We start from the raw sequence: 14,562 nt of genomic DNA, 5'->3' as shown, positions 1-14,562 counted from the left end.
TTAAAATCCGGTGTCAAATATTTTTTCAAACTTTTTTCACCGACTTCCAACTCATCACAGCTCGTCAGACTTGGTTTTCACTCCAAGTGGCCGCTTCGTTCGCTGCCCCTCGGAACAGCTGCGTATTCTAGTGATTTACACAAACAACGCAACCCCTTTTTTAACCTTTTTTCGACTTTTTTAACCTTTTTTGACAATTAACCCTCTTATCCAACCTTACCCACCGGTTATCCACAGGGTTATGCACAAATCAGGTTTGAATTCCGCTTTCGACGCTGTTAAAGACTTTAAACGAGGCTATCTATATAGCACCCGAAATTCATTAGAGCACCAAGCTAATTCCAAAAAAATGAGGCTGGTCAATTTTTGGCACAACATCTCATTCAATTAAATAATCAATTCGCATAGAAAACATAAAAACAAAAAAGCCGCTTCGATTGAAACGGCTTTTTATCCTTAGCGACTTATTAAATTAACGAAACTACATCAATTCAGCGTGACTCTCGCAAACTTACGTTTGCCAACCTGATAAACCGAAGTAGTTCCGATAGGCATCAATTGACGGGAATCATCAACCTTTTCACCATTAATTTTCACCGCGCCCTGCTTAGTCATGCGATGCGCTTCGGAAGTGGTAGCAACCAATCCGGCTTCTTTCAGAAGGTTCGCCAAAGGCATCTCGCCTTCAAGTGTTACTTCAGGCATATCGTCGGGAATAGCATTTTTCGAGAATTTGGTTTCAAAATCCTGCAATGCAGATTCAGCGGCTTCTTTTGAGTGGAAACGTTCAATCAGCTCAAGTGCCAGCTTCACTTTGACATTACGAGGGTTCTCGCCATCCTTAATCGCCTGCTTAAGTCCTTCAATAGTCTCCAAAGATTCAAAAGACAGCAATTCATAGTAACGCCACATCAGATCATCGGAAATCGACATAACCTTTCCAAACATATCGTTTGGCTCGTCTTTAATACCGATGTAGTTGCCCAGAGACTTGGACATTTTCTGCACGCCATCTAACCCTTCAAGGATCGGCATGGTCAAAGTACATTGCGGCTTCTTGCCGTAATGACTCTGCAGAGTGCGCCCCATCAATAAGTTGAACTTTTGATCCGTTCCACCCAATTCGATATCGGCGTTCATTGCAACGGAGTCGTACCCCTGCACCAATGGATAAAGGAATTCATGAATCGCAATCGGCGTACCGGACTTATAGCGATCTTCAAAATCGTTACGTTCCAGCATGCGAGCGACTGTCTGCGTTGCAGCAAGTTTAATCATATCTGCTGCAGTCATTTGCCCCATCCACTCGGAATTGAACATAACCGTCGTTTTTTCCGGATCAAGAATTTTGAACACCTGCTCTTTATAGGTCTCAGCGTTTTTCGCAATATCTTCCGGCGACAACGGTGGGCGAGTCGCACTCTTGCCGGTCGGATCACCGATCATCGCGGTAAAGTCACCGATCAGGAATAGCACTTCGTGACCCAAATCTTGGAATTGCTTCAACTTATTAATAAGTACGGTATGCCCTAAGTGCAAATCAGGAGCCGTCGGATCAAAACCGGCTTTTACGCGCAACGGCTTGCCCGATTCCAACTTTTCGATTAATTCTTTTTCTACCAGAATCTCTTCTGCACCACGCTTAATAATGGCTAATTGCTCTTGTACTGATTTCATTTTTTTAATAACTACAAAAATTAATTTTTAAAAATTCTCTAACTTAAAAAAAGTTTCCACTCAAATCCCGGACGTAAACTTTTTGGAGAACCGAAGTGTAACGTCACCGGCCTAAAAAAGCGACGACCGAGGATTGAATAAAAAGACTTTTCTAACCGCACAGCACTGTGTCGGTATGCAACTGTAACTTACCCGTCAGCTCGGACACGGAATCAAGATTGTGCTGCTTCAGGTATTTGGCAATTCCCTTATTAACTTTTTTCACAATCAAAGGATCTTTGGCGACCGCCGTGCCGATCGCGACCATAGAAGCCCCGGCCAGGAAAAACTCGATCGCATCTTCTGCCGAAGCAATCCCACCCAAACCTATAATTGGCACATTGTGCTGTTTGGCAACCTGATAAACCTGATGCACTTTCAACAGCGCCACAGGTTTAATTGCCGGGCCGGATAAACCGCCCTGGTTATTACCAAGCCCAGGTTCACGAGTATGAATATTAATATCCATCCCCATCAGAGTATTGATTGCGGAAAGCGCATCCGCTCCAGCATCAATTACGCGACGCGCCCCTTCAGCGATATCCGTCTGATTCGGAGAAAGTTTCACGATCAACGGCTTATCGGTATTTGCACGACAGGCTTCAACCACTCTAGCCGCCATATCCGGATCGTTCCCAAAAGCGGCACCGCCTTTTTTGACATTCGGACAAGAAATATTGATCTCAATCGCCGGAAGCTCGGTCTGATCAAACAGGCGCACTACTTCCGCATATTCTTCAATACTTGAGCCAGACACATTAATAATAAACTGGCTTTCACTCAAATCCAGTTTAGGCAGGTATCCGGCAATCACTTCATGTGCTCCAGGGTTTTGCAAGCCCACGGAATTTAGCAACCCGCTCGGCGATTCCATCACTCGTTCGGGCTTATTACCCAATTTCGGCTCCAACGTCGTCCCTTTCAGAAAAACCGCACCGACATCTCGATTGGAAAAGCCGCAAACGGACTGGTATTCTATGCCGTAGCCAGCATTCCCCGATGCAATCCCAACCGGATTTTGAAAGCGAATGCCACAAAGATTAACCGACAAATCCATAATTCAAGATCATCCTATATGTTGCACATTATTCTGTATGAGCCCGAAATCCCGCAAAACACCGGTGCATTGATTCGCCTGAGTGCCAATATGGGAGCTCACCTGCATTTAATTCACCCGATTATGTTTGATTTAAGCGAAAAAAAGGTGCGTAGAGCAGGCCTGGATTACGCGGAACTTGCCAAGGTGCATGAACACGCAAATTTGCAAGCTTGCCTGGAAACGATTAAACCCAATCGCGTTTTTGCGCTGACCACCAAAACCACGCGCTATTATACCGAACCTGAATTCGAAAACGGTGACGCATTTCTTTTCGGTCCGGAAAGCCGCGGGCTACCTATGGAAATAATTGAAAGCTTGCCTTTTGAACAACGCTTAACCATTCCGATGATACCGGGTGGACGCAGCTTAAACCTGGCAAATGCCGTTTCGGTTGTCGCCTACGAGGCCTGGCGCCAGCTCGATTTCACCCCTAACCTATAAAACCTATAACTGCAACGCCTCCGCTTTGCCGGAACGTGCCAGAAGCGCGTCCACCGCGTGCAGAGGACGAATACTTTCGGTAACCAGTGCGTGTACCTGCTCCATAATCGGCAGATCCAGTTTAAGCTCTTCAGCCAGCATCTTAACTGCCTGAACCGCTTTAACACCCTCGACGACCTGTCCGATTTCAGCAATTACCCTGTCGACACCTGACTCGGCTTTCGCCAGCTTATAGCCGAAACGACGATTGCGAGATAAGTCATCGGTACAAGTCAGAACCAGATCTCCTAAACCAGCCAGCCCCATCATGGTTTCACTCTGACCGCCAAGCGCATGGCTCAAACGCATCATTTCCGCCATACCGCGGGAAATCAGTGCCGCGCGCGCATTGGCTCCCAGACCCAAACCATCGGAAACACCAGTAGCGATTGCCATAATATTCTTATAGGCACCACCGATTTCCACTCCGACCATATCGTCCTGAGTGTACATTCGAAAGCGGTCATGATGAAAAAGCTGAGCCCAAAACTCGGCTTCATGCGAATTTTTTGAGGCACTGACCATGGCCGTCGGCAAGCCTTTAGCCACTTCGGCGGCAAACGTCGGACCGGAAAGAACCGTCATGGAAGCCGACTCACCAAGCTCCTGACGCGCCACTTTGTGCAATAACAGCTGTGAATCCGGTTCGAATCCTTTGGTCGCCCAGGCAAAATGCGGCAAAGCATAGAAATCTTGCCAAAAACCTCTAAGCTGACGAAGCTGACTTCTGAAAACATGACTTGGCACGACAACCAAAACAGCGGATACACCCTGCAAAGCTTCGGCAAGTTCCACCTCAACTTTAAGGGTATCGGGAAATGCAATTCCCGGAAGGTAGCGCTGATTTTGACGAGCCTGATCCAGAGTCCGCATTGCCTCAGGTCGATGCCCCCAAAGGCGCACTTCGTGGCCGACTCTAGCCAAGTGAACCGCTAAAGCGGTTCCCCAGGCACCGGCACCAATGACTGCAACCTTGACAGACTGTCTAGCCATCATATTCTGACTCCGATCATTCAAACCCAAGTTACTGAGTTTTCACTTCACCTTGCGCTTTTTGCATGTGCTCGTGATACATCATTTCAAAGTTGACCGGCTCAAGCAGCAATTGCGGAAAACCTCCGCGAGTCACAAGATCGGAAACCACTTCACGCGCATAAGGAAATAGAACATTCGGGCACTGAGCTCCAAGCATATAACCCAGCTCTGCCTCGCTGAAGCCGGCCAAAGTAAAGATACCCGCTTGAGAAACCTCACATAAGAAAGCCGTACTGCCTTCAATTTTGGTAGTCACAGTTACGCGAACCGCTACATGAAAGATATTCTCTTCCAATCCTTTGCTTTCGACATTTAAATCCACCGACAATTCAGGCTGGAATTCGGTTGTAAACAACTCCGGGGTATTCGGAGATTCAAACGAAACATCCTTGGTGTAAATCTTTTGAATTACAAAAGCTTGCTTAGCTTGTTCAGACATGACTTTCCTTTAGAAATTTAAAATTAAAAAACGAACCCGTAATGCCGAAAACCGACAACACGAATTCGCTATAGAATTGTTTTTTTCAAATGCGTGAAACATCACCGAGTAATCGGTAAAGCTTCAAAACCGGCAGACATTTAAGCTTGTAACAGAGGGTCAATCTCACCACGGCGATCGGCAGCAGACAAATCATCATAGCCACCTACGTGATGCTCGCCGATAAAAATTTGCGGCACGGTATTACGCCCGGTTTTCGCTTCCATTTCCTGCCATAGATCAGGGTTCCCGCCCACATCAATCACCTTGTACTCGACACCTTTTGAATCAAGGAGACGCTTGGCCATATTGCAATAAGGGCAAGATTGCGTGGCATACATCACTACTTCTGGCATAGTTTTATCCTTCTTCGGCGACACCTTAGGCGCCGCCTTGGTTACTTTTTTTTGTTTTTCTTACTCTTTCCGGTCGGCAATCCAGCTTGCCTCCAAGCATTAATCCCGCCGGATAAGTTATAAACTTGAGTATAACCGTTTTTCACCAAGATTCCTGCCGCACGTGCCGAACGTGCACCGCTCAAGCAATAGGTCAGAATCGGCTGACTTTTATCCGATGGCAACTGCGACAATTTCGATCCCAAGTCGGTTACGGCAATATTGGTTGCTTCGCCGATATAACCTTCTTTATATTCACCGGCAGAACGGACATCCAAAAGGAAAGCATCGTCATTGTATAAACGAGTCGCTTCATCACAATTAACGGTCTTAAAACCGGCAATACGATCACCCACATAGCTATAGACCAACATTCCCACAACGACAGCTAAAGCGACGAATAAAAGTGCCTGTTCTTGCACAAACTCCATGAACATGATTTTCCCTCTTGAAACGCCGTCTACAGCGTCCGACTTTCAGATTACAAATTCCGACAAATCTCATCGGCAGATAATTTTCAAACCTAATGATTTTAACAGCGAAACTCGCTACAATAAACGCAATTTCTTAAAATTTTACGGTAGCAAAACAGATGGGTCAGGATCAGAAGTCAAAAATCGAAATCAAACAACGCCCGACAGGCCTTATTATCTTAGACGGCTGGGGATATCGCGAAGAAACCGACTACAACGCAATCGCATTAGCCGACACGCCAAACTTTGACAATTTAATGGCCGAAAATCCACACACCCTGATCAGCACTTCCGGGCTGGATGTCGGCCTGCCTCACGGGCAAATGGGTAACTCGGAAGTCGGTCACACCAACCTGGGTGCCGGGCGCGTGGTTTACCAAGAGCTGACCCGTATTCAAAAAGACATCGACGACGGGCGTTTTTTCGACAACAACGCACTTTTGACCGCGATTGACAAAGCCAACAGCCGCGGACGTAATGTTCACATTATGGGCCTGCTTTCCGATGGTGGCGTTCACTCACACATCAATCACATTAAAGCGGCCATCAAAATGTCGGTCGATCACGGTGCCAAAACCTATCTGCATATCTTCACCGATGGCCGAGACACACCACCACAAAGCGCATTGAAATACATCGAAGATATCGAAAACTATATGAGCGAAATCGGCGGCGGACGAATCGTTTCGGTTATCGGACGTTTCTATGCTCTGGACCGTGACAATCGCTGGGATCGCACCGAAGAAGCCTACGGCGTCATCTGTTGCGGTAATTCAAACTTTACCGCAAACTCGGCAAGTCAGGCCGTCGAGGAAGCTTACGAACGCGGCGAAACGGACGAATTCATTCAATCGACCAGCATTCCGAGCAAAAAAGGCAAAATCACTAAAATTAAAGACGGTGATTCGGTTATCTTCATGAACTTCCGTTCCGACCGTGCCCGCCAGTTGACACGTGCATTTATCCTAAGTGACTTCGGTGAATTCCACCGTTGCAGTACACCGGTACTTTCCAGCTTTGTTACCCTGACCGAATATCACAAAAACTTCGAAAGCTTCGGGGCAACCATTGCTTATCGCCCAACCAAATTGAAAAACACCTTTGGTGAAGTCATTTCCAATTTGGGCTTGAGCCAGCTGCGCATTGCCGAAACCGAAAAATATGCTCACGTCACCTTCTTTTTGAACGGCGGTGTAGAAGCACCATATAAAGGTGAAGACCGCATTTTGGTCCCATCTCCGAAAGTTCGCACCTATGACATGCAGCCGGAAATGAGCGTTCCGGAATTAACCGAAAAACTGGTTGAAGCGATTCAATCAGGCAAATACGACACTTTTATCTGCAACATCGCCAACCCTGACATGGTCGGCCACACAGGTAACCTTCCAGCCTGTATTAAAGCGGTCGAGGCGGTCGACGAAGCACTTGGAAAAATTCTAGCCGCGGTTAAAGAAGCAGGCGGACAATGTATTGTCACGGCAGATCATGGTAACATGGAGATGCTAAAAGATCCTGAAACCGGCGAGCCTTTCACATCACACACCACTTTCCCGGTTCCGTTCATATATTACGGACCACGAAAAGTAACCATGAGAGAAGGCGGCAGATTGCCTGATGTTATGCCAAGCATGCTTAAAATCATGGACATTCCGCAACCCGAAGAGATGGACGGCGTCTCGATAATCACTCAATAAGCGAATCCAAAATGTCCCCTTTCGGGGCCATTTTTACATTTTCCAAAACACTCTTTAGCAATCTATCCCACATGTAGGATCATTGATTCATTGGGTGTTTTTACAGTATAATCTCGCGCCCTTTTATTAAATTAAACGCGCTGAAAAAAGATAAAGATCATGAAAAACAAGATCTTAACACCGTTAAGCGATTGTTTTTTGTATTGTTGACAACAGGAACCCGTTTATGAATCCACTACAATCGCACTCCGGCCTGAATTTAGGCGGACTTTACTCTCCGGAATTTGAAAAGGAGAACTGTGGTTTTGGTTTGATCGCAAATATGGACGACAAGCCAAGTCATTGGGCTGTACAAACGGCCATTGAATCTCTTGCCAATATGACCCACCGTGGTGGTGTCGCAGCGGATTGTTGTACGGGTGACGGTTGTGGGCTTTTGATTAAAAAGCCGCAGGAATTTTTGGCTGCGGTTGCAGCAGAACTATCTATTCAACTAGCGGACATCTATGCCGTTGGTATGGTATTCCTGAATCAGGATACCGACAAGGCCGCTTTAGCTCGTACAACTCTGGAATCCCACCTAGCCGGTAAAGGTTTGCAAATTGCCGGCTGGCGTGAAGTTCCTGTGCGTTCTGATGTACTGGGTGAACAAGCAGCGGGAATGGAACCAAAGATCGAACAGGTGTTTGTCAACGCACCTGCCGGTATGGATGAAGCACAATTCAACCGTTTATTGTTTACAGCGCGTCGCAAAACCGAGATGGACATCGAGCCTGAGGACAAAACTTTCTATATCGCGTCCTTGCACAGCCAATTGTTGGCTTATAAAGGCTTGGTCATGCCACGCGAGCTGCCGAAATTCTTCGCAGATCTTGAGAACGAAACCTTTGCATCATCGGTGATCTCTTATCACCAGCGTTTTTCGACCAACACCACTCCTCAGTGGCGTTTGGCTCAGCCGTTCCGTTTCCTTGCGCACAACGGTGAATTGAACACCATCCGCGGAAACCGTAACTGGGCCTTGGCACGTCAGAAGAAATTCGAAACTCCATTGCTGCCTGATCTTGGCGAACTGAAGCCGCTGGTTGCACAGGAAGGTTCCGACTCGAATTCATTGGATAACATGATCGAAGTTCTGACCATGGGCGACATGCACATTTTCCAGGCACTCCGTCTACTGGTTCCGCCGGCCTGGCAGAACATGCCTTATATGGACCCGGACAAAAAAGCCTTCCTGGAATACAACTCCATGCACATGGAACCATGGGACGGCCCGGCGGGTATGGTTATCAACACCGGTAAATACGCTATCTGTGGTGTTGACCGTAATGGTCTACGCCCGACTCGTTATGTCATCACTAAAGATCGCCACATCACTTTTGCATCGGAAATCGGTGTTTACAACTACGATCCGGCCGACGTTGTCGAAAAAGGTCGTTTGAAGCCTGGCCAAATGATCGCTGTCGACTTGGAAAACGGTACTTTACTAAAACCAGAAGTCATCGACGACCAGCTTAAAAACCAAAAACCCTACCGTGAATGGATGGATCAGGGTTACATGCGCCTTGAAGAAAAACTTCACGAAGAACAGCAAATTCTAGGCTGGGATGACAAGACTGCCGACATCTACCAGAAATACTTCCAGGTCACTTTCGAAGAGCGTGATGCCGTCATTCGTGTTTTAGCGGAAGATGCACAGGAAACCACCGTCTCGATGGGGGACGATGCACCTTTGCCGGTCTTCTCTCACAAGCCACGTTCGGTATTCGATTACTTCCGCCAGATGTTCGCGCAGGTAACCAACCCGCCGATTGACCCGTTACGTGAAAACATCGTCATGTCTTTGAACACCTGTTTCGGCCGCGAGCTGAACATGTTTGAAGAAGGTCCTGAGCACGCACGCCGTCTGGAAGTAAATTCACCGATTCTTAGCCCGTCAATGATGAATGAATTGATGGCAATCAACGATCCAAACTACCAGAACGCCCGTATCAGCCTGCACTACAACCATGAAGAGATCGGTCTGAAGGCGGCAATCGAAGCGGTTTGCAATCAAGCGGTTGTCGAAATCAAAGCCGGAAAAACCCTATTGGTACTTAGCGATGTCGGCATCGAGAGCGGCATGGTTACCGTTCCTGCTGCGATGGCGACAGGTGCGGTTCATCACCGTCTGATCGACGAAGGTCTGCGAACCGAAGCGAACTTGATTATCGAAACCGCCAGTGCTCGCGACCCGCATCACTTTGCCGTCCTGTTCGGTTACGGTGCGACTGCGGTCTACCCATATCTGGCATACGAAGTTATTGAAGACTTGCGTCGTACCAAAGAACTTGATCCTGAAATTGCGCTGAACAAATACATCGCCAACTTCCGTAAGGGGATCAACAAAGGTCTATACAAAATCCTATCGAAAATGGGGATTTCGACCATTACCTCTTACCGCGGCTCACAGCTATTTGAAGCGGTCGGCCTAAGTTCTGACATCGTTAAGTTGTGCTTCAAAGGCACGCCTTCACGTATCGAAGGGACAAACTTCGACCACTTGGAACTGGACCAGCGCCGTTTGGCGTGGGAAGCTTTCAACCCTCGTAAACCTCTGCAGCAAGGTGGTCTGTTTAAATACGTTTACGGTGGCGAATATCATGCTTTCAACCCTGATGTTGTAAACAGCATCCGTGAAGCGGTACAGAAAAACGACCAAACAGCTTACGACAAGTTCAAGAAACTGGTTAACGAACGTCCGGCCATGACGATCCGCGATTTGTTCACTTTCAAAGACGTTGACGGTATCGATATTTCTGAAGTTGAACCGATTGAATCAATCTTCAAACGCTTCGACTCTGCGGGTATCTCTCTAGGAGCACTGTCTCCGGAAGCGCACGAAGCGCTGGCAACGGCGATGAACCGTCTGGGCGCACGTTCCAACTCCGGTGAAGGCGCGGAAGACCCTTCACGTTACGGCACTGAACGTATGTCCAAAATCAAACAGATCGCATCGGGTCGTTTCGGTGTCACCGCGCACTACCTGCGTAACGCTGAAGTACTTCAGATCAAAGTTGCCCAGGGAGCAAAACCGGGTGAAGGTGGTCAGCTACCGGGGCACAAAGTTGACCTGACAATCGCCAAACTGCGTCACTCGGTTCCGGGTGTGACCCTTATTTCGCCTCCTCCTCACCACGATATCTATTCGATTGAGGATTTGGCACAGTTGATCTTCGACCTTAAGCAAATCAACCCGAAAGCACTTATCTCAGTAAAACTGGTTGCCGAGCCGGGTGTCGGTACGATTGCGGCAGGTGTTGCCAAGGCATACGCTGACTTGATCACCATCTCCGGTTACGACGGTGGTACAGGTGCATCGCCGATGACTTCGGTTAAATACGCCGGTAACCCGTTTGAAATGGGTCTGGCGGAAGCACACCAGGTACTGCGTGCCAACGACCTGCGTGGTCAGGTTATCGTGCAAGCGGACGGTGGTTTGAAAACCGGTCTGGACGTTGTCAAGGCGGCAATTCTGGGTGCGGAATCTTTCGGTTTCGGAACCGTTCCGATGATCGCGCTAGGTTGTAAATACCTGCGTATCTGTCACTTGAACACTTGTGCGGTGGGCGTTGCAACTCAAGACGAGCGCCTGCGTAAAGAGCACTTCATCGGTCTGCCTGAAATGGTTATGAATTACTTCAAGTTCGTTGCCGAGGAAACTCGTGAATGGATGGCTAAGCTAGGTGTTAGAAAACTGGAAGACCTGGTTGGTCGCGTTGATCTTCTTAAGATGATCGACAACCCGCTAACCGAGAAGCAGAAAAACATCGACCTTTCCGCGTTCATCACCGATGGCGGCGTACCGGCTGATAAACCGCAAACGGTTCAAGTTAACCGTAACAACCCTTGGGATCACGGCCACATTGCAGAAGAGATGGTTACTGCCACTCTAGCGGCAATCGAAGCTAAGTCCGGTGGAACTTTCGAATTCAACTTGGTTAACACGGGCCGTTCGATCGGTGCGCGTGTTGCCGGTGAAATCGCCGAACGTTATGGCAACGACGGCATGAAAGATCAACCTATTACTCTGAAACTGACCGGTATCGCCGGTCAGTCGTTCGGTGTCTTCAACGTTGACGGCTTGAATCTATACCTTGAAGGTGACGCTAACGACTACGTCGGTAAAGGTATGGCCGGTGGTGAAATCGTCATTCGCCCTCCGCAAGGCAGCACCTTCGATGCGAAATACACTCCAATCGTCGGTAACACCTGTCTGTACGGTGCAACCGGCGGTAAACTGTTTGCCAACGGTACCGGTGGCGAGCGTTTCGGTGTCCGTAACTCCGGCGCAGTAGCAGTTGTCGAAGGTCTGGGCGACCACGGTTGTGAATACATGACCGGCGGTACGATTGTCAGCTTGGGCGAAGTCGGTGTCAACTTCGGTGCCGGTATGTCCGGTGGTATGGCATTTATCCTGGATGACCAGCGTACCCTGCCTGATCGCCTGAACACTGAAATGGTCGAAGCGATTCGTATCGATACAGAGCAGACAGAAGCGTACCGCGTTTATTTGAAAGCGCTATTGACCGAATACGTCGAAAAAACCAACAGTCCTTGGGGACAAGAGGTTCTGGATAACTTCAGTCTCTGCATCCGCAATTTCTGGTTAGTCAAATCCCGTTCGATCGACATCGAGCACCTGTTTGACCTATTTGCCAAACACGCCGATTAAGCCGAAGACGAGAAACTGGAAGGAATTTAGACATGCCAAATGTTAGACAATTTTTAGAATTAAACCGCCAGCTTCCGGAAAAGAAGTCGGCCGAAGAGCGTAAGCAGCAGTTCAAGGAAATTTACGCGCCGTTCGACATGCAGGACGCGATGGCTCAGGCCGATCGCTGCCTGCACTGCGGTAACCCTTATTGCGAATGGGCCTGCCCGGTTCACAACTACATTCCGAACTGGCTGAAACTGGTTGCGGAAGGCAATATTCTGGAAGCGGTTGAGATTTCTCACAAATCCAACTCACTACCGGAAATGTGCGGCCGTATCTGCCCGCAAGACCGTTTGTGCGAACAGGCCTGTACCCTTGAAGACACTAACTTCGGTGCGGTGACCATCGGTCAGGTTGAAAAATTCATTACCGATACCGCGTTTGCTATGGGCTGGAAACCGGATCTATCCGACGTCGTAATGACGGACAAAACTGTCGCGATCGTCGGTGCCGGCCCTGCCGGTATCGCTGCGGCGGATATCCTGATCCGTAACGGCGTTAAGCCGGTGGTTTACGAGAAACAACCGGAAATCGGCGGTCTGCTGACATTCGGTATCCCGCAATTCAAACTGGATAAAGAAGTGGTGCAAAAGCGTCGCGAAATCCTTGAGCATATGGGGATCGAATTCCACTGCGGTGTTGAAGTCGGCAAAGACATTCAATTCCAGGAACTGATGGATAACCATGACGCCGTCTTCCTGGGAATGGGAACTTACAAGCCAATGGCCGGTCGTTTCCCTGGTGAAGATCTTCCGGGCGTTTACAAAGCTTTGGACTTCCTGATCGGTAACGTCAAGCACGTTCTGGGTTACGAAAACGATCCGGAACCGTATGTTTCCATGCAAGGTAAGCGCGTTGTCGTTCTGGGTGGTGGTGATACTACGATGGACTGTACCCGTACATCGATTCGCCAAGGCGCCGACGAAGTTTACTGTGTGTACCGTCGTGACGAAGAAAACATGCCCGGTTCACGTGCCGAAGTGAAAAACGCCAAGGAAGAAGGTGTTCAATTCCAATTCAATCTGGCTCCGGTAGAAGTAATCGGCGACGGTAAAGTCGAAGGCCTGAAAGTCATCGAAACCCGTATGGGTGAGCCGGACGAAAACGGCCGCCGTCGTGCGGAAATGGTTGAAGGTTCCGAGCGTGTTATCGACTGTGATGCCGTTATCGTTGCGTTCGGCTTCCAGCCGAATCCACCGGTCTGGTTCGCCGATTTCGGTATTGAACTGACCAATTGGAACGGTGTTGTCGCATCCGAAGACAGCCTGTATCAATTCCAAACCAGCAACCCGAAAGTATTTGCCGGTGGTGATATGGTTCGTGGCTCCAGTCTGGTTGTTCACGCCATCGCCGAAGGCCGCAAAGCAGCAGAAGGAATTCTAGACTTCCTGGAAGTTTAATTCTTCCGGCTCTGCTAGTACAAAAAAGCCCCGACAACTTTTAGTTGCCGGGGCTTTTTTTATAGCACTGGTGATTTTATTTCAGGGTCAGAGATTCCGAACCTTTTTCACCGGTGTTATCAGTCAGGTTAATGGTGATTTTATCGCCGGCATTGGCTTTTACCTGCACCGCCATATAAGGGTTGGCGGAAACCGCACCAGACCATTGTGCATCGACCGCTTTGGTGTCATTGACCATGATTTCAACCATATCGATGAATTTGGCCGGATAAGGTTTACCGGTTTTTTTGTTCATTCGAGCGCCCGATTCCATCGGGTGTTTAATCAATGCTTTTACTTCGGCAACACCACCTTTCGATTTGCCACGCATTCTAATATTGATACTCATAATTGCCATCCTTTAAAAGTGCTTATACTTTTTTTGTTATCTGCTTTCTATTTCGCTTGGATCGGTCGAAATTAACCACCGCATCCACCGATTGTCACTTTGACTTCCTGCTGTGCTTTTAACAGCTTACCGCCCGCTTTTACGACGGCAATCACATCCATGGTCTGTCCCATCTTGATACGGGTGGAGACATAGCCAAGTGCACCGGCTCCGAAAGCGTATTCGCACACCAAAGGCATCGGGTTTTTGCTTGCCAGAATCGCGATAGACTCGACACCGCTGATACCGGTTGCATCAACCGTAATCGGAGTGACCGCACCGTTTTCGGCAATCGCAGGCGCCTTTAATTTAATATCGCCGGAAGCCGTCGCTGCAGCGGAACCATAGGCACCGTTTAGTGCATCGTCCAACGATTTTGCCGAAAAGGCTTTTTTATTCCAATCGGCCAAAACGGTTGAAGGGGTTAGAAGACCGGCATTTGCAGCCGCGACTGCCGCACCGGTCGCCAAAGTACTTTTTAAAAATGATCTACGTTTCATAGTAATTTAACTCCTGGTTAAAAAATTAAAGGCTTTACTGGAATCTCAATTTTTTTCCAAACCCTCAATATAAGAAAGCACTAATACTTTCTCGACTCCAAGATTAGTG

Annotated in this window: 13 protein-coding genes; 5 read left to right on the top strand and 8 right to left on the bottom strand. The window is 48.3% G+C overall.

Features of this window, described 5'->3' with window-relative positions:
- Positions 1 to 201, top strand: a 201-nt coding sequence (locus tag H8792_RS12625; protein WP_228767117.1) for a hypothetical protein, incomplete at its 5' end; no start/stop codon positions are given.
- 285 nt (positions 202 to 486) lie between these two features.
- Here the strand turns inward: H8792_RS12625 and tyrS are convergent.
- Positions 487 to 1,677 carry a tyrosine--tRNA ligase gene (tyrS, locus tag H8792_RS12050; RefSeq protein ID WP_185979215.1) on the bottom strand — a complete coding sequence of 397 codons (1,191 nt, stop codon included), beginning with the start codon at positions 1,675 to 1,677 and terminating at the stop codon, positions 487 to 489.
- 151 nt (positions 1,678 to 1,828) lie between these two features.
- The gene (locus tag H8792_RS12045) at positions 1,829 to 2,776 is read right to left on the bottom strand and encodes a dihydroorotate dehydrogenase (protein ID WP_324187614.1); all 948 of its coding nucleotides are present in this window, start codon (positions 2,774 to 2,776) and stop codon (positions 1,829 to 1,831) included.
- 15 nt (positions 2,777 to 2,791) lie between these two features.
- Here H8792_RS12045 and H8792_RS12040 point away from each other — a divergent pair, with 15 nt between their 5' ends.
- On the top strand, positions 2,792 to 3,256 hold the full coding sequence (locus tag H8792_RS12040) for a tRNA (cytidine(34)-2'-O)-methyltransferase (protein ID WP_185979213.1): 465 nt from the start codon (positions 2,792 to 2,794) through the stop codon (positions 3,254 to 3,256).
- Positions 3,257 to 3,259: 3 nt separating this feature from the next.
- Here H8792_RS12040 and H8792_RS12035 read toward each other — a convergent pair whose 3' ends face one another.
- The 4 genes from H8792_RS12035 to H8792_RS12020 all read right to left on the bottom strand — a co-directional run bounded on the left by H8792_RS12035 (position 3,260) and on the right by H8792_RS12020 (position 5,634).
- Positions 3,260 to 4,288, bottom strand: a complete 1,029-nt coding sequence (locus H8792_RS12035) for an NAD(P)H-dependent glycerol-3-phosphate dehydrogenase (protein WP_185979212.1) — start codon at positions 4,286 to 4,288, stop codon at positions 3,260 to 3,262.
- A gap of 31 nt (positions 4,289 to 4,319) precedes the next feature.
- Positions 4,320 to 4,769, bottom strand: coding sequence for a protein-export chaperone SecB (secB, locus tag H8792_RS12030; protein ID WP_185979211.1), 450 nt, complete (start codon positions 4,767 to 4,769; stop codon positions 4,320 to 4,322).
- Positions 4,770 to 4,909: 140 nt separating this feature from the next.
- On the bottom strand, positions 4,910 to 5,164 hold the full coding sequence (gene grxC, locus H8792_RS12025) for a glutaredoxin 3 (protein WP_185979210.1): 255 nt from the start codon (positions 5,162 to 5,164) through the stop codon (positions 4,910 to 4,912).
- 41 nt (positions 5,165 to 5,205) lie between these two features.
- A complete protein-coding gene (locus tag H8792_RS12020; protein WP_228767116.1) occupies positions 5,206 to 5,634 on the bottom strand; it encodes a rhodanese-like domain-containing protein in 429 nt (142 codons plus the stop codon).
- A 161-nt stretch (positions 5,635 to 5,795) separates the two neighbouring features.
- Here H8792_RS12020 and gpmI point away from each other — a divergent pair, with 161 nt between their 5' ends.
- The 3 genes from gpmI (at position 5,796) to H8792_RS12005 (ending at position 13,526) form a co-directional block, all read left to right on the top strand.
- Positions 5,796 to 7,370, top strand: a complete 1,575-nt coding sequence (gene gpmI / locus H8792_RS12015; RefSeq protein WP_228767115.1) for a 2,3-bisphosphoglycerate-independent phosphoglycerate mutase — start codon at positions 5,796 to 5,798, stop codon at positions 7,368 to 7,370.
- Between the two features lie 226 nt (positions 7,371 to 7,596).
- On the top strand, positions 7,597 to 12,084 hold the full coding sequence (gene gltB / locus H8792_RS12010) for a glutamate synthase large subunit (protein WP_185979208.1): 4,488 nt from the start codon (positions 7,597 to 7,599) through the stop codon (positions 12,082 to 12,084).
- Positions 12,085 to 12,116: 32 nt separating this feature from the next.
- Positions 12,117 to 13,526, top strand: a complete 1,410-nt coding sequence (locus H8792_RS12005) for an FAD-dependent oxidoreductase (protein ID WP_185979207.1) — start codon at positions 12,117 to 12,119, stop codon at positions 13,524 to 13,526.
- Between the two features lie 76 nt (positions 13,527 to 13,602).
- Here the strand turns inward: H8792_RS12005 and soxZ are convergent, their stop codons facing one another.
- Both soxZ and soxY read right to left on the bottom strand, forming a co-directional pair.
- Positions 13,603 to 13,914: a thiosulfate oxidation carrier complex protein SoxZ gene (gene soxZ, locus H8792_RS12000; RefSeq protein ID WP_185979206.1), complete on the bottom strand. Its 312-nt coding sequence runs from the start codon at positions 13,912 to 13,914 to the stop codon at positions 13,603 to 13,605.
- A 71-nt stretch (positions 13,915 to 13,985) separates the two neighbouring features.
- The gene (soxY, locus tag H8792_RS11995) at positions 13,986 to 14,453 is read right to left on the bottom strand and encodes a thiosulfate oxidation carrier protein SoxY (RefSeq protein ID WP_185979205.1); all 468 of its coding nucleotides are present in this window, start codon (positions 14,451 to 14,453) and stop codon (positions 13,986 to 13,988) included.
- Between the last annotated feature and the right edge of the window lie 109 nt (positions 14,454 to 14,562).

Origin of the sequence: Thiomicrorhabdus heinhorstiae (assembly GCF_013391765.2) — a bacterium.
GTDB classification, from domain to species: domain Bacteria; phylum Pseudomonadota; class Gammaproteobacteria; order Thiomicrospirales; family Thiomicrospiraceae; genus Thiomicrorhabdus; species Thiomicrorhabdus heinhorstiae.
This window is presented reverse-complemented; position numbering and strand designations above follow the sequence as displayed.

What these genes read in the sequence shown, in the direction of transcription:
- gltB (WP_185979208.1), top strand. Translation starts at nt 7,597, where the DNA reads ATGAATCCACTACAATCGCACTCCGGCCTGAATTTAGGCGGACTTTAC.
- H8792_RS12005 (WP_185979207.1), top strand. Translation starts at nt 12,117, where the DNA reads ATGCCAAATGTTAGACAATTTTTAGAATTAAACCGCCAGCTTCCGGAA.
- soxY (WP_185979205.1), bottom strand. Translation starts at nt 14,453, where the DNA reads ATGAAACGTAGATCATTTTTAAAAAGTACTTTGGCGACCGGTGCGGCA.
- grxC (WP_185979210.1), bottom strand. Translation starts at nt 5,164, where the DNA reads ATGCCAGAAGTAGTGATGTATGCCACGCAATCTTGCCCTTATTGCAAT.
- H8792_RS12040 (WP_185979213.1), top strand. Translation starts at nt 2,792, where the DNA reads ATGTTGCACATTATTCTGTATGAGCCCGAAATCCCGCAAAACACCGGT.
- H8792_RS12035 (WP_185979212.1), bottom strand. Translation starts at nt 4,288, where the DNA reads ATGGCTAGACAGTCTGTCAAGGTTGCAGTCATTGGTGCCGGTGCCTGG.
- tyrS (WP_185979215.1), bottom strand. Translation starts at nt 1,677, where the DNA reads ATGAAATCAGTACAAGAGCAATTAGCCATTATTAAGCGTGGTGCAGAA.
- gpmI (WP_228767115.1), top strand. Translation starts at nt 5,796, where the DNA reads ATGGGTCAGGATCAGAAGTCAAAAATCGAAATCAAACAACGCCCGACA.
- soxZ (WP_185979206.1), bottom strand. Translation starts at nt 13,914, where the DNA reads ATGAGTATCAATATTAGAATGCGTGGCAAATCGAAAGGTGGTGTTGCC.
- H8792_RS12020 (WP_228767116.1), bottom strand. Translation starts at nt 5,634, where the DNA reads ATGGAGTTTGTGCAAGAACAGGCACTTTTATTCGTCGCTTTAGCTGTC.
- secB (WP_185979211.1), bottom strand. Translation starts at nt 4,769, where the DNA reads ATGTCTGAACAAGCTAAGCAAGCTTTTGTAATTCAAAAGATTTACACC.